The following is a 20,960-nucleotide window of genomic DNA, read 5'->3' as shown; positions in this document are numbered from 1 at the left end:
ATGTCATCGGGAGGGATGCAGGTCGGCTCTTCCAAGGTCGAAGTCGCGGACGAGCTCGGCGATCTGGCGGAGAGGCTCGCCCTCGTGATCGCCGATAGCCTCGGGCTTCCAGCGGCTTCGCGCACGCCAGCGCAGGCGTGACGAGGCATCCAGCAGGAACTTGGCCGAAGTCGGATACCGCAGATTGATGCTGTGCTCGACCATCGTCAGCACGCGCTGCACGCGCAACACGTCGGTCTGATCGGCGTCGCTCGCGTGGCGGCACACCCACGAGACGAGGTCGGGGTAGACGTTGGCCGCATAGCCTGAAAGTCCCGACGCGCCCACCTGCATCGATGCGACGAGCGAGGAGATCGCCGCGTTGTAGAGGCGCATGCGGGTGTCGCCGATGACGTTCAGCCGCTCGGTCATCGTCGCGAGCGAATGGCTCGTGTCCTTGTAGAACGTGAACCGGCCGGTCTGAGCGAGCCAGCGAACCGTCTGCACCGGAAGCAGGCGCTTGAACGGCAGTGGGCACTCGTACACGCCGAGGTCGACACCGGGCACAGCATCCAGGATCCGTTCGACGGTGTCGATCCAGGCGGAGTCGGTCGCATCAGGCGGTGTGACGAGCGACGAGATGAGCACAACGGCATCCACGCCGGTCGCCGCGACCTCGGCCACCCGGTCGGCCTGAGCCCGCCAGTCGCCGCGCGCGGTCGCCGACGCGACCACTGGAGCACGACCCGCGGCGCGCTCGTGCACGTGACGGGCGAGCACAAGCTGCTCGTCCTTGCTGAGGTCGTACATCTCGCTCGAGAGCGAGACGGAGAACAGCCCCGCGGCCCCGAGCTCGATTAGCCAGTCCGTGTACTCGTTGACGGCGTTGAAGTCGATCGACAGGTCGTCGCGGTAGGGCGTGAGCATGACGGGCCAGGCGCCGTCGGGCAGGCGGTGCATCATCCCTTCAGCGATCCGCTCACCAGGTCCAGCCGCCAGTAGCGCTGAAGGAAGAGGAACAGCAGGATCAGCGGCACGATCGCGAGGAGGCATCCGATGATCACGAGGTTGTACACGTTCAACTGGTCGCTGCCCTGGTTCATCATCGAATAGAACCCGACGGTGAGCGGGAAGGTCTCGTCCCGGCTGAGCATGATGAACGGCAGCAGGAAGTTGTTCCAGATGGCGACGAACTGCAGCAGGAAGATGGTGATCAATCCGGGCACCATGGCAGGCAGCGCGATCGATCGGAACAGCCGCCATTCGCTCGCGCCATCGAGCCGTCCCGCCTCGAGCAGTTCGCCGGGCACCACCGCGCCCGCGTAGATGCGTGCGAGGTATATCGAGAACGGGCTGATGGCGAAGGGCAGAAGGACAGACCAGTAGGTACCGGCGATGCCGATCTTGGCGAGCAGCAGGTATTGCGGGATCGCGAGCACGACGCCGGGGATGAGCACGCCGATGAGCAGGAAGGTGAAGACGAGGCTCTTGCCGCGGAAGTCGTACTTCGCGAGCCCGTATCCCGCTGCAGCGGCGACGGCCGTGGCCGCGAGTCCGCCGCCGACCGAGAAGAGGATGCTGTTGCCGCTCCAGGCGAGGAAGGCGCCGTCGTCGTACTGCAGTAGCGCGGTCAGGTTCTCGAAGAAGCCACCCGTGAAGCTCGGGACGAGCGTCGAGGTCGTGAAGAGTTCACCCGCGCTCTTGGTCGACGCAGCGACAAGCCAGTAGACGGGGAACAGGGAGTATGCGGCGCCGACGAGGAGCGTCAGCGTGGGCCAGAATCCGCCCCGCGGTTTCTTCGGTCGCGTGTCGCCGTGACGGGCAGGCGTCGGCGAGGTCGGCTCGACCCTCCTCGTGCGACGGATAGCGGTCGAGGCGCTCATGACTCTCCTCCGAAGGCGCGGGTGCGAAGGAGCCGCAGCAGACCGAGGCTCGCGACCATGGTGATGACGGTGATGACGATCGCCGTCGCGGATGCTCCATAGAGGTCGTTGGTGACGAACGCGTCGCGGTACACGAGCATCATCGGAACCCAGTCCGACGTGATGGAGTTCGTCAGCGTCATCATCATGTTCGGCTCGCTGAAGATCTGGAGCGCTCCGATGACCGTGAACAGCCCGGTGAGGATGAGACCTGGAAGGATGAGCGGCAGTTTGATCCGCAGCGCGAGCTGGGTCTCGCTGCATCCGTCGAGGCGTGCGGAGTCGTAGATCTCCTGCGGCAGTCCCCGGAGCGACGTGTAGAGGATGACCATGTTGAATCCGATCGCGCCCCAGATGCCGACATTGGCGACGGCGAAGTAGACGGAACCGCCGTCGAGCGGGTCGGGAACGGGGAGCCCGATGAGGCTCAACAGCTCGCCGGCGGGGCTCACGCCGGGCAAGTACATGAAGCCCCACATGAGGGCTGCGATGACACCCGGTACGGCGTACGGGATGAAGATCGAGATGCGCGAGAACCGCGTGAACCGGCTGGCGAGGTGGTCGAGCAGGAGCGCGAACAGGAGGGCAAGCCCCATCGTGAGCGGGACGGCAATGAGGGCGAGAATGAGCATGCGTCCGAAGGATGCGAGCAGCGCCGGGTTGGTGAGCGTGCGGACGTAGTTGTCGAAGCCGACGAAGACGTCGGTCGCGACCCCGATGCCGGACACCGGCACCCGGCGTCCCTGGACGCTCAGCACGATCGTGTAGACGAGGGGGGCGAACAGCAGGCCTGCCGAGAGGACGATGGCCGGCGCCAGGAAGAGCCAGGGTGCGACGGTGGGCCGGAGGCGCTGGGTGCGGAGAAGAGTCATGGGCTTCCTTTCGGGTGGGCCCTGTGGGGCCCACCCGTCGGATCGGATATCTGTGGTGGGACCGGATCAGTCGAGCTGGAAGCCGAGCTTCTCCATGTCGGCGACGACCGCCTGCTGGACTGTCGTCAGGGCATCGGAGAACGAGCCACCCGAAGTGATGGCGGTGCCGAAGGCGTCGCCGAAGGTGCTGTAGGCGGTGGCGACGTTGGGTCCCCAGGTGACCGGGACGGCCTCTTCATCGGTCTTCGCGGCGACATCCCAGTAGTCGGTCTGCTCGGGAACCAGCGCCTCCGGGATGGTGTCCTTGAGGCCGGGAAGCTCGCGCCCCTCGAGGTTGGCGGGCCAGATGCTCGCGTTCTCGATGTAGGCGGTCAAGGCCTCCTCGGAGTTGTTGAGCCAGATCGCGAACTCCTGCGCCTCCTTCGCGTGCTTCGTGCCGGTCGTCACGACGGTCGCCGAGCCGCCGAGCGCTGCTGACACGGAGTCGCCCTCGTTCCACTGCGGGAGCTGGACGGCGGCCCACTTGCCGGCCGTGTCTGGCGCGTTCTGCAGGATCAGTGGCGGCGCCCAGACGGCGCTCAGCCAGCTCGCGAGCGTGCCGTCCGCCAGCGCCGCCTGCCATTCCGGGGTCCACGTCTTGAGCGTTGTCACGACGCCCTCATCAACCAGCCCCTCCCAGTAATCAGCCACCTTCTGACTCGCCTCACTGTCGATGCCGACGCTCCAGTCACCGTCAGACTGCGACCACCACTCAGCGCCGGCCTGCGCGCTCAGTGCAGCGAACAGCTGCGCGTCGTTGGCGGGAAAGGTCGCGAGGTACTTCGTCGGATCGGCCGCGTGGATGGTGCGCGCCGCGTCGGCATACGCCTGCCATGTCGCCGGCGCCTCGAGGCCCAGGGACTCGAAGATGTCCGCACGGTAGAAGAGGAACTGGGGGCCGGTGCCCTGCGGGACGGCGTAGTTCTTGTCATCGAAGGTGGTGAGGTTCCACGCGGCCGGCGCGATCTGGTCCTCGTACTCGCCGAACGCCTCAGTGATGTCGGACGCGATCCCGTTGACGATCAGGTTCGGCAGGTTCTCGTACGTCGTGTTGGAAACGTCGGGGAGACTCCCCGCTTCCTTGGCGGCGGCCAGCTTAGCCACGATGTCGGCCGCACCGACCGATGTGTTGACTTCGACCTGCACGTCGGGGTGGCTCTCGTTCCAGACGTCGACGATCTTGTCGATGTTGGGTGCCCATGACCAGTACTGAAGGACGATCGGACCGTCGGACTCGGGGTTCTCCGACGCGCCGGCGGCGCAACCGACGAGACTCGCTGCTGCGATGGACGTGGCGAGTGCACCTCCGACGAGGCGGAACGCAGTGCTGTTCATTGTCAACTTCCTTGTCGTGAATGAAGGGGGGCGGAGGATCCGATCGATTGGTTTACCGCTCACCTAGATCGGATTACCGGTAAACCTAGCGCCGCGTCACTGTCAACGCAAGTGCCTCGGCGAGGTCAGGCCGGAATGGCCGATGCGCGAGAGATGAGCCGGCTTCGCGGGTACACCGGCATCGCGGAGCCCGGAAGCTCGATGAGCGTGAGAAGGCTCTTCGCGGCGACGTGGCCCGCCTGCGTGAAGTCGATATGCACCGTCGTCAGCGGCGGAGAGAAGTACGCCGCCTCTGGGATGTCGTCGATACCCACCACGCTGAGGTCTTCGGGAACGCGCAGGCCTCGTTCGTCCAGAGCGCGGAGCACACCCAGCGCCATGCGGTCGTTGGCGACGAAAACGGCGGTGGAGTCCTGCAGGTCGGCATCCTTCATGGCTTCGTATCCGGATGCGGCAGACCAGTCGCCGTGCCCCAGGATGCGCGCATCGAGTGAACGAGCCGCCACGCGTTCGAGATACACGGCCTCGCGCGTCGTCGCGGAGTCCCAGCCGGGCGGGCCGCCGACGAACGCGACACGCTCGTGCCCGAGTTCTGCCAGGTGGTCCATCACCATTCCGGCCGAGATGCTCCGGTGGGTGCCTGCCGGGTCCGTGTCGGCATCGCCATTGACGTCGAGGAACACCGGCATGCGGAAGCGGATGCGCTCCAGAGCTTCGCGGACGTTGCTCGTCGGCGATGTCGCCAGAACGCCGGCGACATCCGTGGCGTTGATCTGCTCGAGGGCGCTCGCGATCTCGTCCACGGCGCCGAGCGGATCCACGGTCACGATCTCCAGCACGTAGCCGGCGCCCTCCGCCACCTCCGAGATGCCCCGAAGCACCTTGCTGGTGCTGGACTCGAACGTCTCGTAGCCCACGACACCGATGCGACGTCGCTGCGAGCGGGCAAGCGCGCGCGCACCCGCATTGGGCCGGTAATTCAAACGCTGGATCTCCGCCGCAACGCGCTCCCGCGTCTCCTCCCGCATGCCCCCGAGCCCCCGCAGGACCTTTGAGACAGTCTGGTGCGAGACGCCCGCCGCCTTCGCGACGTCGTAGATTGTCGCGGGACGATCGGGGCGAGCGCGGGACATGATCGCCAGATTACCGGTAACTCGCCAGACTACTGCGCGGGCAGCCGTGAGCCGGACTGTTCGCGATCGATCCCTCTCCCAGCGACGAACGAAAGTCCCTCCCCGCAGCGGGCATTCCGTCCGCTGACGATCTCCCAGCGGGCGTCCGTGCGGCTTCGGGGCACGCCGCCCATTGAGGGCGGAGTTGCTTTCGATGAAAATAGCGCCATGGTGCTGACCACCCGGATGCTGACACCGGAGACGTGGGAAGACTTCGCAGCGCTCGTCGAGTCGAACAACGGCGTGTGGGGTGGCTGCTGGTGCATGGGATTTCACCCCGGGGGCTCCACTGGAACTCGTCAGGGCAACCGTGATGCGAAGCGACAGCTCGTGGAGCAGGGCATCGCCCGCCAAGTGCTGGTCTACGACGGGGACAACTGTGTGGGTTGGTGCCAGTTCGGCACTCCGCCGGAGCTCCCCAACATCAAGAGCCGGCGCGCCTACGACGCGGAAGAGCAGGAACCGCCCGACTGGCGGATCGGCTGCATCTTCACGAACTCAAATGACCGCGGCAAGGGGATCGCGTCGGCCGCGGTGCGGGGCGCCTTGGATGAGATCACGCGCGCTGGCGGGGGCATCGTCGAGGCCTACCCGGAGCAGACCGAGGATCGATCGCCACAGCGCGGCGCGTATCTCCACACCGGCCCCGAAGAGCTGTACGCACGATATGGGTTCGTGCGGGACCGCCGCATCGCCAAGTGGCGATGGGTCATGCGCGCTCACCTCTGACCCCTCACAGCGAACTCGGCCGCCACAGCGCGCGCCACCGAAGCCGCCCTACACAGCCAGCCCGCCGCAACGCGCTCCGAGCGGGGTGCCAGTGCCAAACTGACCGCATGGACCTCTCCACCCTCCGACTCGCCGAAGAGCAACTGCTGACGTCAGAGACTCGGCGGGACTCCGACCGGCTGCGCGAGATCCTGCATCCCGAGTTCGTCGAGATCGGGCGATGGGGCAGGCGATGGTCGCGGGACGAAATCGTGGCGGCGCTGGCCGATGAGGGTGCGCGTGCTCCCGTCACCACGTCCGACTGGGAGATCGGCGACATCGCGCCCGGCGTCGCGCTCGTCGGCTACACCGTCCACGGGGCCGAAAGTGACAGTCGTCACTCATCCGTGTGGGTCATGGCCGACGACAAGCCGCGACTGCGCTTCCACCAAGGCACCATCATCACGGCGCAATAGCCGGTCGGCCAGAGGGCGGATGCCGGTGCTCTTGCAGCCGGGGCCGGCCGGCGCCCAGCCCGTACGTTGGATCGATGCGATGCCCGGGTAGCCTGCGCGGTGAAACTCCCGCGTACGCGCGCGGAGGTCGCAGGATCCCGTGGACCTGTCAGTGGTCGCGAGCGGTCCTGCACTCCCAAGGGGATCCCGGATACAGAAAAAGGGCCTTACCGGCCCTTTTCCCATTCACTGTCTCAACACAGTGTGCGCCCGAAGAGACTCGAACTCCCAACCTTCTGATCCGTAGTCAGATGCTCTATCCATTGAGCTACGGGCGCATGTTGTCCGCAGCAGCGCACAACGTCGTCCAGAATACCCCACGCTCCCCCGCGGCGCGAATCGGCGGCGGGATGCCGGATTCCCGGGCGTGTTCGCCGGGTGCGAGCCCGATCCCTCAGGTTTCGCGTGCATCGAGGGCTCGCAGTTGACGCTGCAGCGCGACGAGACGATACGACGTGTCGAGGAGCTCGGCGAGGAGCTCCCAGTCACCGGCATCCGGTTCGATGCGCAGGGCGAGCCATCCGTACGCGCCCTCGTACGGCGGCACGAAGACATCGTCGCGTTCGAGGAGCACGGGGCGTTCCAGCTCGTCGGGCACGAACAGCACCGCTGGTTCAGCGCCGACGCCGACCAGCGCGAACTGACGCTTGCCGGCGCGGAACGTGCAGCGTCCGTGCGAGAGCGCCTCCACCGCTTCGGGGTAGGCCATGCACAGTCCGCGCACCCGCACGACGAGGGGGTGCTCGGGCCGGAACCACATGGGGTGGGCCGGGGCAGCGTCGCCGTTCACAGGCCGAGCGTAGCGTCGCGGCGATCCGCTGTCAGGAGTCGAGCTCGCTGACGTCGACACCCGAGATACGGGGCGACGGTGTGGCCGGAACGGCGTCGGGTGCGGCATCCGTGTCGCTCTCATCACGATGACGCTTGTGCGCGGCGAGCCGCGGGATGTCGACAAGGCGGATCGACTGCATGCGGGCGGCGCGCATCCGCTCGTAGTCCGGGTCGAGGTCGGGACGCATGCCCTCGACGCGAAGGCGACGCTGGAGGTTCGCCTCGACATCGCCCCACGCGGCGTCGCGCGCCTGTTCGATGAGAGAGCGTACGACGTGCGGGTCGTCCGCCATGCGCCGCAAGGCCTGCGCCACTCCTGCGTACTGCCGCCCGCGACGGCGCAGGTTGCGGGTGTCGCGATCCCGGTAGTCGTGCGTGCCGTCGGGATCGGTGAACTTGCCCCATGCCTTCTTGCGCTGGCGCTTCACCATGGCCGCCGCCTCATCCTGCTCGTCGGCGAGCGCGATGAGCGTCTCGCGAGCGAAGGGGGTGAAGGCGACGATGTCGAACTGCTCGTCATGCGCGATCGTCTCGACGAGGATGCGGTTGCGGATCGCCAGCCGCGCGGCGGCGGACGCGATGGACACCCCTTCGGCGATCGCCTCTGCGGTCTTGCCCATCGCACCTCCCCTCAGAAGGCTAGCGTCCGCAGCGGGTTGTCGAGTCAGCGAGAATCGTAGGCACGACTCGTCGACGGCGACGAGCGCAGCGAGAGGCAGCCGATGAGCAAGACGCGACCCCTGGACGTGCGCGGACGCACCACCGTCATCACGGGTGCGGCCGCCGGGATGGGGGCCGAGGTCGCCCGCCAGCTCGCCGCACGCGGTGCCCGAATCGCGCTGCTCGACCGCGACGCCGCAGGACTCGCGGGGCTGACCGCAAGCCTCGGCGGCACGAGTCATACGACACACGTCGTCGACCTCACCGACGACGACGCGGTGGCGGCCGTGGTCGCCGAGGTCGAGGCATCCCATCCCCATGTGCAGTCCCTCGTGACCTGCGCCGGCTCGTCGATGCTGGGCGGCATCGATCAGCTGACGATGGCAGAGATGCGCTGGCTCATGGACGTCAACCTCTGGGGCACGGTCAACGTCACGCAGGCCCTGCTGCCGGCGCTGCGCCGGGAGCCCGCCGCTCACATCACGCACCTCGTGTCGATCTACGGCCTCGCCGCGCCGGCGGGACGCATCCCGTACGCCATGAGCAAGTTCGCCGTCCGCGGGTTCACGGAGGCCCTGCGGCACGAGCTGGAGCGGTCGACCGTCAGCGTCGGCGCGGTCTATCCGGCCGGAGTGAAGACGGGGATCATCCTGCGCGGACGTTTTGCGGCGGCGATCGATCCCGCGATCGCCGAGCGCGCTGCAGCGGCGCAGGCCGCGATGTACCACACGGAGCCCGCAGACGCCGCCGCGCGCATCGTCGCGGCGACCATTCACCGTCGTCCGCGCACGATGATCGGGCGCGAGGCCCGGCTGGTCGACGTGCTCGCACGAGTCACGCCGACCCACTACTGGGCGCCGATGCGGCGGCCGCTGCGCGACGCGATCGACACCACAACGCCCATCCGCTGACCGGGCCCTCCCGTATCAAGCGGTCCTCGGTTGCGCAAGCCCCCGGACCGGCCGAGTCCCCCGGCGTAGCGTCGATGTCATCCCTCATGAGAGGAGAGATCGATGGGATTCATGGACGACGCGAAGGAGACGGCTGCGGCCGTCGGCGAGAAGATCAAAGACGCGTGGGAAGACACCACCGATCGAGTCGGCGACAAAGTCGACGAGATGAAGGCTGACGCCGACGTGAAGAAGGCTGAAGCAGAGCGCGACTCGGTGAGAACGCGCAACGACATCAAGGAAGATCTGCGGGACAGCACCTGAAACCCCGCTCACGATGAAGGCGGAGCCGACCGGGGGGCCGGCTCCGCCTTCGTCGTGAGCGGCAGCCATCGCCGCCGTGCGGCGGTCGTCCTCTCGGCAGAGCCGCGGAGGGGACGATCCGATCGGCGGCTGTGATCAGCCGATGGCGCCGATCCGCCATGATGCGGTGGCGGATGCCGCGGGCTCGATGACGATGAGTCCCGCGTCGTAGTCGTACGACCCGGCGTTGAAGGCGTCCGGTGCGCAGGTCATCGGCTCGACGGCGAGACCGAGCCGGCTCTGCGCGGCGTCGGGCTTGTCGGCGGTGTGGATCTGCACCCACGGGCACGCGGCATCCCACGACATGTCGACGCCCGTGCCGGCATCGCTCGTGACCCGCACGGTGGCAGTGCCGTTCGCATCGCGCGCGAGGCCCGAGTACGCGTGATCGATCTCCACCGAGCCGATCGGCCGCGGCGAGCGGAAGTCGAAGCGCTCCGGGTCTTCGGCGTCGACCGGCACCAGCGCGGTCGGGATCAGGCGGTCCGGGGTGACGGACAGCACCTGGGTCGCGGGCAGCTCGAGGGTCCAGCCATCGACGCGGCCGTCGCCCGCGACGAGGTACGGGTGCGGGGCGGTGCCCCACGGCGCCGCATCGTCGCTCTCGTTGTGCGCGGTGACCGACTGCGTGAGTCCGTCGGGACCGAGCGAGAAGGTCGTCGTGATGACCAGGCGCCACGGGTAGAACGTCTGCGGCTGGATGACGGCGGACAGGGTCACGTGGTCGGGTCCTTTGTCGACCGCCTCGAAGTCGAGCCACGTCGCCAGCCCGTGCAGCGCGTGCGAGCGCGCGGGCTCGGTCAGCGGGAGCTGGAAGTCCCGCCCGCCGAACGAGTACCTGCCATCGACCACGCGGTTCGGCCACGGTGCGAGCGTCGCTCCGCGGTGCGCCGGGCGCACCTCGTCGGCCTCGAACGGCACCACGAGGTCGCGGCCGCGGTAGGTGAGCGAGCGCAGCGTCGCGCCGACGCTCGCAACGACGGCTTCGTAGTCGCCGGCGCGGAGCGCGTGCTGGATTCCGGAAGCGGGGGGACGTGCCATGGGGTTCTCCTTGGAGCTGGGATGCCGCACACCAGAGTAGCGGCGGGCGTCACGCGCCCCGAACCCGGGGATTCGCGGCGAAACCGGTGGTGAGGCCCTCGGTTTCGGCGGGGATCCCCGGTCTCGGCGAGACCGGGGGGCCGGGCGCGGGCGGTGCGGCGGCGGGGTGACGGTGCCGTTACAGGCCCTGCGCGAGACGGTAGTAGGCCTGGTTCCAGCGGAGCTCGCGCTGGAAGCCGCGCACCGTGGTGTCCTCGTCGATGACGACGAGCTCGGTGGCTGCGATCTCGGCGAAGTCGCGGAACACCTCGATGCCGACCGCGGTGGTCATGACGGTGTGGTGCGCAGCGCCGGCTGCGAGCCAGCAGGCGGCGCTGGTGGCGAAGTCCGGCGCGGGCTTCCAGACGGCACGTCCGACCGGGAGCTTCGGCAGGTCGGGCGCATCGACGTTCTCGACGACGTTCGCCACGAGACGGAAGCGGTCGCGCATGTCGCTCATCGCGACGACCAGCGCCGGTCCGGGGTCGGCCGTGAAGACCAGCCGCACCGGGTCGTCCTTGCCGCCGATGCCGAGCGGGTGCACCTCCAGCCGCGGCTTCGCGGTGGTCAGCGACGGCGAGACCTCGAGCATGTGGGCGCCGAGGATCTTCTCGTCGCCGGGGACGAGATCGTACGTGTAGTCCTCCATGAGGCTCGCGCCACCAGGAAGGCCCTCCCCCATCACGTTCGCGACGCGCACCAGGATGGCGGTCTTCCAGTCGCCCTCGGCGCCGAAACCGTAGCCCTCGGCCATGAGGCGCTGCACGGCGAGACCGGGCAGCTGCTTCAGCGCCCCGAGGTCTTCGAAGGAGGTCGTGAAAGCGCCGAAGCCGCCCTCCTCGAGGAAGCTCCGCAGGCCCAGCTCGATCGCGGCGCCGTCGCGCAGCGACTGGTGGCGGTCGCCGCCCGGCCGCAGCTCGGGGACGACGTCGTAGGACTCGAGGTACTCGGCGACCAGCGCGTCGACGTCGGCGTCGGTCGCGGCATCCACCGCCTCCACCAGCTCGTTCACGCCCCAGGTGTTCACCTGCACGCCGAACCGCAGTTCGGCCTCGGTCTTGTCACCCTCGGTGACCGCGACGTAGCGCATGTTGTCGCCGAAGCGGGCGAGCTTGAGGGACCGCGAGGCGGCCCAGCCGGCGGCTGCGCGCTGCCAGTCCTCCACCTGCTGGCGCACCGCGGGGTTCGAGACGTGACCGACGACGGTCTTGCGGGCGACACCGAGGCGGGTCTGGATGTAGCCGAACTCGCGGTCGCCGTGCGCGGCCTGGTTGAGGTTCATGAAGTCGAAGTCGATCTCGGCCCAGGGCAGCTCGACGTTCGCCTGCGTGTGCAGGTGCAGGAGCGGCTTCTGCAGCGCGTCGAGGCCTGCGATCCACATCTTCGCGGGGCTGAACGTGTGCATCCACGCCACGACGCCGATGACGTCGTCGCGCGCGTTGACGTCGAGGGCGAGGCGACGGATGGAGTCGGAGTCCTTGAGGACGGGCTTCCACACGACCTTGACCGGAAGGCCTGCGAGGCCCTCGGCGACGGCCTGCGACTGCGCGGCGACCTGGCGGAGCGTCTCCTCGCCGTAGAGGTTCTGACTGCCGGTGACGAACCAGATCTCGTAGGCGTCGAGCGAGGTGGACAGGGGCGTGCGGGTCATGAGACTTTCCTTTCGCGAGAACCGGTCGTTGAGCGAGGAACGAGCGAGACGAAACGCAGTGAGCCTTCGGAGCGTTTCGTGTCGCTTCGCTCGCTCAACGAGCGGGGAGTGACGTGACGGCGGCGGCCTCGACGGCCAGGCCCGCGCGGTAGCGGTCGAGATAGGCGGCGAAGCCCGCGACATCGGCGGGGTCGGGTTCGGCTGTCACGATGGCGGCGTTCGCGAAGACCCGGTCGTCGAGGTAGGCGGCCAGGGAGATTCCGGATGCCGCGGCCGAGGCATCCGTCCCCCTCACGGTCATGGCGTACGCGGCGAGCACCGCGATTCCCCACGCCCCGCCCTCCGAGGCGGAGTCGCCGACCGACACCGGAGCGCCGAGCGCGCCCGCGAGGAAGCGCTGCGCGACCCCGGCGGTGCGGAACATGCCGCCGTGGGCGAACATGCGGTCGAGCCGAACCCCTTCGTCGTCGAGCACCCGCATGCCGAGCGCGAGCGTCCCGAACACGCCGTAGAGCTGGGCGCGGATGGCGTTCGCGAGCGTGAAGCGGCTGTCGGGCGTGCGCACGAACAGCGGGCGGCCTTCGGTGAGGCCGGCGATGGGCTCGCCGGCGAGGTGGTTGTAGGCGAGGAGGCCGCCGGCATCCGCCTCTCCCTCGAGCGCCTCCCGGAACAGGGTCTCGTACACGGCATCGTCGGCCAGCGGCATACCCGACGCGGCGGCGAACCGGGAGAACATGCCCGCCCAGGCGGCGAGCTCGCTGGCGCCGTTGTTGCAGTGGACCATCGCCACCGCGTCGCCGGACGGGGTCGTGACGAGGTCGAGCTCGTGGTGGACGCGTTCGAGCGGCCGCTCGAGCACGACCATCGCGAAGATGCTCGTGCCCGCGCTGACATTGCCGGTGCGCGGCGCGACCGCATTGGTGGCGACCATGCCCGTGCCCGCATCGCCTTCGGGAGCGCAGAACGGGATGCCGGGGCGCAGCGCGCCTGTCGGATCGAGGAGGGCCGCGCCCTCGGCTGTCAGCTCGCCCGCCGGCGCGCCGGCGGCGAGCACGCGGGGCAGCAGGTCGGCGACGTGGGCGACGGGCAGCCGGCCGGCGGCCGGTCCCTGAGCCTGGCCCGCCACCGGTCCCTGAGCCTGACCCCCCACCGGTCCCTGAGCCTGACCCCCCACCGGTCCCTGAGCCTGGCCCGCCACCGGTCCCTGAGCCTGACCCCCCACCGGTCCCTGAGCCTGTCCCGCCACCGGTCCCTGAGCCTGACCCCCCACCGGTCCCTGAGCCTGTCCCGCCACCGGTCCCTGAGCCTGTCGAAGGGCGTCGTAGCGGGCGAGCATCCCGGCGTCGTAGTCGCCCGTCGCGGAGTCGATCGGGAACATCCCCGACGCGTCCCCCACGCCGAGCACCTTCTCCCCCGTCAGGCGCTGGTGGACGTAGCCGGCGAGGGTCGTGACGAAGCGGATGTCGGGAACGTGCGGCTCGGCATCCACCACCGCCTGATGCAGGTGGGCGATCGACCAGCGCAGCGGGATGTTCACGCCGAACGCGTCGGTGAGCTCCCCCGCCGCGGGGCCGGTGTTCGTGTTGCGCCAGGTGCGGAACGGCACGAGGAGCGTGCCGGCCTCGTCGAACGCGAGGTAGCCGTGCATCATGGCCGAGACGCCGATCGCCCCGAACGTGTCGGGCGCGACGCCGTGGCGCTGCTGCGCATCGGCGACGAGGCCGGCGTACGCGGCCTGGAGACCCGACCACACGTCGTCGAGCGAGTACGTCCAGAGGCCGGACTCGTACCGGTTCTCCCAGGCGTGCGACCCGACGGCGAGGACGTTCGCCGGGTCGTCGGCATCCACGAGGCACGCCTTGATGCGGGTCGAGCCCAGCTCGATGCCGAGCGCCGTGCGCCCGGCCTGGATCGCGTCGGCGCTCATCGCCCGCCCTCTTCCGCGCGCTCGTCGGTGCCGTCGCGACGCTCGTCGGACGACTGGCCGTAGACGTTCTGGTAGCGGTCGAAGAGGCGGTCGACGGCCTCCTGCGGGATCGGGATCAGCGGACCGGCCTCCCGCGCGTAGTGCACGGTGCGGGCCACGTCCTCGACCATCACCGCGGCCTTGACCGCATCCTTCGCCGACGTGCCGATCGTGAACGGACCGTGGTTCTGCATGAGCACGGCGCGGCTCCGGTGTCCGGTGAGGGTCTCGACGATGCCGCGTCCGATCGAGTCGTCGCCGATGATGGCGAACGGGCCGATCGGGATAGGCCCGCCGAACTCATCGGCCATGGCGGTGATGACGCAGGGGATCTCCTCGCCGCGCGCCGCCCAGGCCACGGCGAAGGTCGAGTGCGTGTGCACCATGCCGCCGACGTCGGGCATGTGGCGGTACACGTAGGCGTGCGCCGCGGTGTCGCTCGAGGGGCTGCGGTCGCTGCCCTGGCTGCCGGGCACGACTTTCCCGTCGAGATCGCACAGGATCATGTTCTCGGGGGCGAGGTCGTCGTACGAGACGCCCGACGGCTTGATGACGAAGAGATCGGCCCCGGGCACGCGTCCCGACACGTTGCCGCCGGTCCAGACCACCAGGCCGTAGCGCACGAGCTCGCCGTGGAGCTTCGCGACATCGGCCCGGACGGCGGCGATGGATGCCTCGACCTCGGGTGCGAACGCGGGTGCCGGCGTCGTCGGCTCGGGGCTGGTCACGGGGTCCTCCATCGGGTCTCGTGTGGAACTTTCGGGCCATACGCGGCCGTCGCGGCTATGTTACCGGTAACAACCACGATCCGTCCCGACGTTTTCACGCGGTCGAGGGATGAGGCGGGGCGGTGGACGCGCGGACGACGAGCCGGGGTGCGGCGACGGCGGTTGCGGGCTCGCCGAGGACGGCCGCGACGGCACGGCGGGCCTCCCCCGCCAGGTCGAGGCCCACGGTGGTCAGCGCGGGGCGGTAGTACGCGGCATCCGGATTGTCGTCGAAGCCGACGATGCTGACATCGCCGGGCACGCCGACACCTGCCTCGCGCAGTCCCGCGATGAGTCCGAGCGCCATCTGGTCGTTGGCAGCGGCGACGGCCGTGGGGCCACCGGGCGCGCGGACAGCCGCAGCGATCCGCCCAGCGAGTGCTGCGCCGGCGGCGGCCGTCCAGTCGCCGCTCCAGTGCGGCCCCGCTTCGAGGCCGGCGCCCTCGAGGGCGCGCCGCATCCCCGCTTCGCGCGAGCGCGCCTCCAGCCACTCCTCGGGGCCGGCGACCCGGCCGATGCGGCGGTGGCCGAGCTCGAGGAGATGCGTGATCGCGAGAGCCGCACCCGCCTCCTGCTGCTCGGCGCCCGGTCCGGTGTGCAACGCGGCGATGGCGACGCCGGGATGCGCCGCGGTCAGCGCCATCAGCGTGGCTGCATGCGGGGCGAGCACGATGAGCCCGTCAACACCCTGGCCGATCAGCCGATCGGCGGCATCGTGGACGGATGCCTCGGACGAGGCATCCGAGTACGCCGTGGCGATCCAGCGTCCGGCGTCGCGGGCGGCTGCCTCCAGCGCGGCGATCCCGACCGCCGGCCCGTACAGCGTCGCATCCGACGCGATCACTCCCAGGGTGCGGGTCGTGCGGGTGCCCAGCGTGCGGGCCGCGTTGTTCACCCGGTAGCCGAGCGCGGCGATCGCCTCCAGCACGCGGTCGCGCGTCTCGGGCCGGATGTTCGGATGCTCGTTGATGACGCGCGACACCGTCTGCGTCGACACACCGGCAGCCCGCGCCACATCGCGCACGCCCACGCGGGTGGGGTCGGCGGGCAGCGGCCGCGTGTCGTCCATGGCGCACACCCTATCCGTCGGTCCGCGCCGCGGCGGACTCGGGCGATCTGCCGCGACTCGGCTCATGCGCGGAGCCGAGTCGCTGTGAACGCACCGACTCGCGCAGCGACGAACCCGCCCGACTGCGCCGTGTCGGTGGCACGCTGGACGCATGGGTGCACGCTCTCCGAAGACGCGGCGGCCGACGCTGCGCGCACGGCTGCTGACCGCCCTCGCCGGCGACCCCGACGGCACGCCGCCCTGGGTGCGAGCCCTCGCCGAGGGCGACGACGCCGGATACTTCGCCGACGGCGGCGCAGTGTGGACGGTGCATGCCGGGACGGGGACCTTTGTCGCCGGCATCCGTGCCCTGCTCATCCAGGCGCTGCATCCGGGTGCGATGGCGGGCGTGCACGACTTCTCGCGCTACCGCGACGACCCGATCGGGCGCCTCACCGGCACCGTGCGCTGGATCATCTGCGTCACCTACGGCTCGACCGCGCAGGCGGCGCGCGAGACGCAGCGCGTCGGCAGGCTCCACCAGCGGGTGCGGGGCTCGTACGAGTCGGTCACCGGCCCGCGGGCGTACTCGGCCGGCGATGCGGACCTCGTCGAATGGGTGCACCTGGCCTTCACGGAGGCGTTCCTCGGCGCGCATCAGCGGTGGGGCGGACAGATCCCCGGCGGGGCCGACGCGTACGTGCGCGAGTGGGCGCAGGCCGGGCGTCTCATGCGCCTCGAGGACCCGCCGCTGACCGAGGCCGACCTGCGCGCGCGCATGGATGGGTTCCTCGCCCGCGGCGAGCTCCGCCGCGACGACCGCGTCGACGACGTGGTGCGGTTCCTCCGAAAGGCGCCTTTCACCGGCATGATGCGCCTCGCCTACCGCGTGCTGTTCGCGGCGGCCGTCGCCAGCCTGCCGCGGAGCTACCGGCGCCTGCTCGGGCTGCGCCGGTCTCCGCTTCCCGTCGTGACCCTCACGCGGATCGTGCTGGCGGTGTCGGCGAAGGCGCTCGAGGAGGGCCCGCGGGCGCAGGACTTCGCCCGCGAGCGGCTCCTCCGGCTCCGGGGCACGACCACGGCGACCACTGATACAGCCGCCGCTCACTGACATCGCCCCCGAGCGCCCCACCGGTCCGACGAAATGGCAGGCTGGAGTCATGCGCATCGCCCTCACCGGCTCATCCGGAAAGCTCGGCACCGTCGTCGCCCGCGAACTGCGCGCGGCCGGCCACGACGTCATCGGTCTCGACGTCGTCGGGGCGCGCGGCCCCGGCTTCGTCCAGGTCGACCTGACCGACTACGGGCAGGTCGTCGACGCTTTGACCGCCGTCAACGATCGCCACGACGGGTTCGACGCGGTCGTGCATCTCGGCGCGATCCCGGCCCCCGGCATCCGCTCCGACGTGGCGACGTTCCACAACAACATGAACGCGACGTTCAACGTGTTCTGGGCGGCGGTGCGCCTCGGGATCCGCAAGATCGTCTACGCGTCGAGCGAGACCGTGCTGGGCCTGCCGTTCGACGTTCCGCCGCCGTACATCCCGGTCGACGAGGAGTACCCGCCGCGGCCCGAGTCGGTGTACTCGCTCGTGAAGACGCTCGAAGAGCGCATGGCCGTCGAGCTCGTGCGGTGGAATCCCGACCTGTCGATCACCGGCCTGCGCTTCTCGAACGTGATGGTGCCCGAGGATTACGAAGCGTTCCCCTCGTACGACGCCGACGCGACGCTGCGCAAGTGGAACCTGTGGGGGTACATCGACGCCCGCGACGGCGCCCAGGTGGTGCAGCGTGCCCTCGAGGTTGCGCCTCTTGGCTTCGAGACGTACATCATCGCCGCCGCCGACACCGTGATGTCGCGACCCAACGCCGAACTCGTCGCCGAGGTCTTCCCCGGCGTCGAGACCCGCGAGTTCGGCGAGCACGACACCCTGCTCTCGATCGACAAGGCCCGGCGTGTGCTCGGGTACGACCCGCAGCACTCGTGGCGGGATCACCTCCCGGCGTCATGACCGAGGGGCCGCGCGAAGCCGCCGAGCGCTACCGCTTCGAGAAGTGGCAGCGCGAGCAGGGTCTCCTATCGGACGAAGAGGATGCCGCGGACGCAGCCGCCCCGCCGGCACGGGGCTTCTCGGCCGCCGAGCGTGCGGCCGTCGTCGAGAACGCGATCCAGCAGGCGATCCGCCGCGGCGAGTTCGACGACCTGCCGGGCGCGGGGAAGCCGATCCCCGGTCTCGGCGAGACGCATGATCCGGACTGGTGGATCCGGCGCAAGATCGAGAGCGAGAAGCTCACCGGGCTCGGCCCGCCTGCCCTCCGGCTCCGGGTCGAGAACGCCGAGCTCGAGGGCACGCTCGACGCGCTGTCCCGCGAGGCGGACGTGCGTGAGGCGCTCGAGGACTTCAACCGTCGCGTCATCGACGCCCGGCGACAGCTGCAGGGAGGCCCGCCCGTCGTGACACCGACCCGCGACGTCGACTCCGAAGTGGCGGCGTGGCAGGAGCGCCGCAGCTCCCGCATGGCTGCGCAGGCGCAGGCGGACGCGGATGCCGTGTCCCGGCGTCGGAGCCCGTGGTGGCGCCGTCGCGGACGCGGGTAGCTTCGGCGTCGGGCGCCGCTGCGCCGCATCGCGCGCCGCTGCGCCGCCGCACGGGACGCCGCGTCAGCGTCGTGGAATCGTCGAGCCGCGGATGATGAGGCGCACCGGGAGGTGGTGGGTGCCCTCGCCGATGTCGACCCCGTCGATCGCGTCGAACACCCGCTGAGCCGCCTGGCGACCGAGCTGTTGCAGATTGGCGTCGATGCTCGTCAGCTCGGGGCGCGAGTTCGTCGACAGCACCTCCCAGTTGTCGTAGCCGATGACGGCGAGATCCTCCGGCACGCGACGACCGAGATCGCGGGCGGTGTCGAGGGCGCCGCGGGCGAGCTGGTCGGATCCGCAGAAGATCGCGTCGACGTCGGGATGCCGCTCGAGCAGCATGGCGGCGGCATCCCGCCCCCAGTGCTCGGTCCATTCCGAGAACATGGGCGCGCCGACGAGCTCGAGTCCTGCCGCGTCGAGCGCCGCTCGCGCCCCCGCGATGCGATCCTGTGCGGCGGCGTACGCGGGGTCGCCGGTGATGTGGGCGATGCGGGTGCGACCGCAGGCGATGAGGTGCTCGACGGCGAGCCGGCCGCCGGCGTAGTTGTCGGGCGTGAGTGAGAGGTCGCGCGGATCGTCGGAGGGGGCGTACGCGTACACGACCGGCACGGGGATCTCCTGACCGAGCGAGGGCCGGGGGTCGGTCTGACGGCCGACGACGATGATGCCGTCGACTCGCCGGCTCAGCAGCGCCTTGAGGTGATGCTGCTCGCGGATCGCGTCACCGCGCGCATCGCAGAGGAACACGTTGACCTGCCCGGCACCGAAGGCGTCCTCGGCACCCATCAGGATCGGGATCATGAAGCGGCCCTCGAGGTCGCTCGTGAGCAGGCCGACGGTGCCGGTGCGCCCCGCGAGGAGCCCGCGCGCCATGGCGTTGGGCGTGAACGACAGCTCTTCTGCGGCATCCATCACCCGCCGCCGGGTCGCCGGCGCGACATCCTCGCGGCCGTTGAGCGCCTTCGACGCTGTCGCGATCGACACTCCCGCACGCCGTGCGACATCGCTCAGCGTCGCGCTGCGTCCCGCGGACTCGTTGGCCGCCATCACCCCTCCTCGTTGCGGAAACGTTATCGAAGCAACGTCTTGACCGCTCGCGAACTCTCACGATACCGTGCCGAAAGCGATTTCGATGTTTTCGGAATCCATCACGGCAGCGGCGCGGCGATCCCGCACGCGCACGCTCGAAGACGAGCCAAGGAGACTGCAATGACCAACACCCGACGTCGCGCCGCCGGCTGGCGCGCGGCGACCGCACTCCTCCTCTCAGGCGCCCTCGTGGGCATCGCCGGCTGCGCCGCCGGTGGTGCGGCGACGCCTGCGGAGGACATCCCGGCCGAGGGGACGGATGACGGGACGACCCTCACCCTCTGGACCCGCGCGCCCCTCGAGAAGCAGGCGAACCTGCTGGTCGACGCCTACAACGAGTCGCACGAGAACCAGGTCGAGCTGACGGTCGTGCCGAACGACGACTATGTCGCGAAGGTCGGCGCCGCTGCCGGCTCGGGCGGGCTGCCCGACCTCTTCGCCGCCGACATCGTCTACGTGCCGAACTGGGTCGAGCAGGGTCTGTTCCAGGACATCAGTGCCCAGGTCGACGGCCTCGACTACAAGGATCAGATCAATCAGGGCCACCTCTCGGCCGGAACGGACGCCGACGGCAAGGAGCATGTGCTGCCCTTCGTGCTCGACCTGTCGATGCTGTTCTGGAACAAGGAGCTGTTCGAAGAAGCCGGGCTCGACCCCGAGAAGGCTCCCGCGACCATGGCGGAGTACGCCGATGCGGCCAAGAAGATCCAGGCGCTCGGCAAAGACGGCGTCTACGGCACAGCCACCGGCCTGAACTGCGGCGGATGCCTCGTCTTCACGTGGTTCCCGAGCATCTGGGCGTCCGGCGAAGAGGTGCTGAGCGACGACGGCCACGAATCGCTGCTCGCGAACGACGCCGCCAAGGAGGTCTACGACACCTGGCGCGATCTGTGGGAGGCAGGCGCGGTGCTGCCCAGCTCCCAGGACGAAGCCGGTCCGACCTGGACCGCCGGCTTCACCGAAGGCAACGTCGGCCTGATGTTCTACCCCGCGACCCTTCTGTCATCGACACCGTTCGACGCGGGCGTCGCCGGCATCCCGGGCGTCGACGGCGGCGCGTCGACATTCGTCGGCGGCGACGGCATCGGCATCTCGAAGGACTCCAAGAAGGCCGCCCAGGCTTGGAACTTCCTCACGTGGCTGATGTCGGAGGATGCCCAGGTGGACGTCCTCGCGAAGGACAACGACGTCGTCTCACGCGCGGACTTCGCCGACAACGAGTACGCCGCGAAGGACCCGCGGCTCGTGACCATCAACGAGGTGGCCTCGCAGGGCGACACGCCCGTGGCGCTGAACTTCCAGCAGGCGTTCAACGCACCCGGCAGCCCCTGGCTGACGCTCGTGCGCAACGCGGTGCTCGAAGGCACCGACACGGTCGACAGCGACAACGACGCCATCACCGAGATCCTCGCGCAGTGAGCCGCGGCGGTGG

General features: G+C 69.6%; 21 protein-coding genes and 1 tRNA gene. 8 read left to right on the top strand and 14 right to left on the bottom strand.

Annotated elements, in window-relative coordinates:
* Window positions 1–3: 3 nt before the first annotated feature.
* From NCG93_RS16975 to NCG93_RS16955, 5 genes are all read right to left on the bottom strand, one after another.
* A complete protein-coding gene (locus NCG93_RS16975) occupies window positions 4–942 on the bottom strand; it encodes a dihydrodipicolinate synthase family protein (protein WP_194412926.1) in 939 nt (312 codons plus the stop codon).
* A complete protein-coding gene (locus tag NCG93_RS16970) occupies window positions 939–1,862 on the bottom strand; it encodes a carbohydrate ABC transporter permease (RefSeq protein WP_194412925.1) in 924 nt (307 codons plus the stop codon). Before NCG93_RS16970 ends, NCG93_RS16975 begins: the two co-directional genes overlap by 4 nt.
* A complete protein-coding gene (locus NCG93_RS16965; protein ID WP_194412924.1) occupies window positions 1,859–2,773 on the bottom strand; it encodes a carbohydrate ABC transporter permease in 915 nt (304 codons plus the stop codon). Before NCG93_RS16965 ends, NCG93_RS16970 begins: the two co-directional genes overlap by 4 nt.
* 66 nt (window positions 2,774–2,839) lie before the next feature.
* Window positions 2,840–4,147 (bottom strand): ABC transporter substrate-binding protein, encoded by a 1,308-nt coding sequence (locus tag NCG93_RS16960; protein ID WP_194412923.1) that lies wholly within the window; start codon window positions 4,145–4,147, stop codon window positions 2,840–2,842.
* A gap of 125 nt (window positions 4,148–4,272) precedes the next feature.
* Entirely contained in the window at window positions 4,273–5,280 is a 1,008-nt protein-coding gene (locus NCG93_RS16955; RefSeq protein WP_194412922.1) for a LacI family DNA-binding transcriptional regulator, read from the bottom strand.
* A 207-nt stretch (window positions 5,281–5,487) separates the two neighbouring features.
* Here NCG93_RS16955 and NCG93_RS16950 point away from each other — a divergent pair, with 207 nt between their 5' ends.
* On the top strand, window positions 5,488–6,048 hold the full coding sequence (locus NCG93_RS16950) for a GNAT family N-acetyltransferase (RefSeq protein ID WP_206687302.1): 561 nt from the start codon (window positions 5,488–5,490) through the stop codon (window positions 6,046–6,048).
* Window positions 6,049–6,155: 107 nt separating this feature from the next.
* Entirely contained in the window at window positions 6,156–6,503 is a 348-nt protein-coding gene (locus NCG93_RS16945; protein WP_194412921.1) for a nuclear transport factor 2 family protein, read from the top strand.
* 244 nt (window positions 6,504–6,747) lie between these two features.
* Here the strand turns inward: NCG93_RS16945 and NCG93_RS16940 are convergent.
* From NCG93_RS16940 to NCG93_RS16930, 3 genes are all read right to left on the bottom strand, one after another.
* Window positions 6,748–6,820: transfer RNA gene (locus tag NCG93_RS16940), tRNA-Arg, on the bottom strand.
* A gap of 116 nt (window positions 6,821–6,936) precedes the next feature.
* Window positions 6,937–7,332 (bottom strand): MmcQ/YjbR family DNA-binding protein, encoded by a 396-nt coding sequence (locus NCG93_RS16935; RefSeq protein ID WP_206687301.1) that lies wholly within the window; start codon window positions 7,330–7,332, stop codon window positions 6,937–6,939.
* Between the two features lie 31 nt (window positions 7,333–7,363).
* A complete protein-coding gene (locus tag NCG93_RS16930; protein WP_194412920.1) occupies window positions 7,364–7,993 on the bottom strand; it encodes an asparagine synthase in 630 nt (209 codons plus the stop codon).
* A 102-nt stretch (window positions 7,994–8,095) separates the two neighbouring features.
* Between NCG93_RS16930 and NCG93_RS16925 the strand changes: the two genes are divergently transcribed.
* Complete coding sequence (locus NCG93_RS16925; RefSeq protein WP_194412919.1) at window positions 8,096–8,944, top strand: SDR family NAD(P)-dependent oxidoreductase; 849 nt, start codon at window positions 8,096–8,098, stop codon at window positions 8,942–8,944.
* 102 nt (window positions 8,945–9,046) lie between these two features.
* A complete protein-coding gene (locus NCG93_RS16920; protein ID WP_194412918.1) occupies window positions 9,047–9,247 on the top strand; it encodes a hypothetical protein in 201 nt (66 codons plus the stop codon).
* A 135-nt stretch (window positions 9,248–9,382) separates the two neighbouring features.
* Here the strand turns inward: NCG93_RS16920 and NCG93_RS16915 are convergent, their stop codons facing one another.
* The 5 genes from NCG93_RS16915 to NCG93_RS16895 form a co-directional block, all read right to left on the bottom strand.
* Window positions 9,383–10,327: an aldose 1-epimerase family protein gene (locus NCG93_RS16915; RefSeq protein WP_194412917.1), complete on the bottom strand. Its 945-nt coding sequence runs from the start codon at window positions 10,325–10,327 to the stop codon at window positions 9,383–9,385.
* Between the two features lie 178 nt (window positions 10,328–10,505).
* Window positions 10,506–12,017, bottom strand: a complete 1,512-nt coding sequence (araA, locus tag NCG93_RS16910) for an L-arabinose isomerase (protein WP_194412916.1) — start codon at window positions 12,015–12,017, stop codon at window positions 10,506–10,508.
* A 94-nt stretch (window positions 12,018–12,111) separates the two neighbouring features.
* Entirely contained in the window at window positions 12,112–13,944 is a 1,833-nt protein-coding gene (locus tag NCG93_RS16905) for an FGGY-family carbohydrate kinase (protein WP_241741586.1), read from the bottom strand.
* Window positions 13,941–14,723: an L-ribulose-5-phosphate 4-epimerase gene (locus NCG93_RS16900; RefSeq protein ID WP_194412915.1), complete on the bottom strand. Its 783-nt coding sequence runs from the start codon at window positions 14,721–14,723 to the stop codon at window positions 13,941–13,943. The genes NCG93_RS16905 and NCG93_RS16900 overlap by 4 nt, the downstream gene beginning before the upstream one ends.
* A gap of 82 nt (window positions 14,724–14,805) precedes the next feature.
* Complete coding sequence (locus tag NCG93_RS16895; protein ID WP_194412914.1) at window positions 14,806–15,819, bottom strand: LacI family DNA-binding transcriptional regulator; 1,014 nt, start codon at window positions 15,817–15,819, stop codon at window positions 14,806–14,808.
* Between the two features lie 151 nt (window positions 15,820–15,970).
* On the opposite strand from NCG93_RS16895, the gene NCG93_RS16890 reads away from it, so the two are divergent.
* Genes NCG93_RS16890 through NCG93_RS16880 form a run of 3 tightly spaced genes read left to right on the top strand, consistent with a single transcriptional unit; the run spans window position 15,971 to window position 18,397 of the window.
* Window positions 15,971–16,909, top strand: a complete 939-nt coding sequence (locus NCG93_RS16890; RefSeq protein WP_194412913.1) for an oxygenase MpaB family protein — start codon at window positions 15,971–15,973, stop codon at window positions 16,907–16,909.
* A 49-nt stretch (window positions 16,910–16,958) separates the two neighbouring features.
* Window positions 16,959–17,810: an NAD-dependent epimerase/dehydratase family protein gene (locus NCG93_RS16885; protein WP_194412912.1), complete on the top strand. Its 852-nt coding sequence runs from the start codon at window positions 16,959–16,961 to the stop codon at window positions 17,808–17,810.
* A complete protein-coding gene (locus NCG93_RS16880) occupies window positions 17,807–18,397 on the top strand; it encodes a DnaJ family domain-containing protein (RefSeq protein WP_194412911.1) in 591 nt (196 codons plus the stop codon). Before NCG93_RS16885 ends, NCG93_RS16880 begins: the two co-directional genes overlap by 4 nt.
* Before the next feature lie 63 nt (window positions 18,398–18,460).
* On the opposite strand, the gene NCG93_RS16875 is transcribed toward NCG93_RS16880, so the two are convergent.
* A complete protein-coding gene (locus tag NCG93_RS16875) occupies window positions 18,461–19,486 on the bottom strand; it encodes a LacI family DNA-binding transcriptional regulator (RefSeq protein WP_194412910.1) in 1,026 nt (341 codons plus the stop codon).
* 162 nt (window positions 19,487–19,648) lie between these two features.
* Here NCG93_RS16875 and NCG93_RS16870 point away from each other — a divergent pair, with 162 nt between their 5' ends.
* Entirely contained in the window at window positions 19,649–20,947 is a 1,299-nt protein-coding gene (locus NCG93_RS16870) for an ABC transporter substrate-binding protein (protein ID WP_194412909.1), read from the top strand.
* Window positions 20,948–20,960: the final 13 nt, after the last annotated feature.

The organism is Microbacterium yannicii (genome assembly GCF_024055635.1).
In the GTDB taxonomy this organism is placed as follows: domain Bacteria; phylum Actinomycetota; class Actinomycetes; order Actinomycetales; family Microbacteriaceae; genus Microbacterium; species Microbacterium yannicii.
The sequence above is the reverse complement of the archived record's forward strand: the minus strand, read 5'-3'. Positions and strand labels throughout refer to the sequence as shown.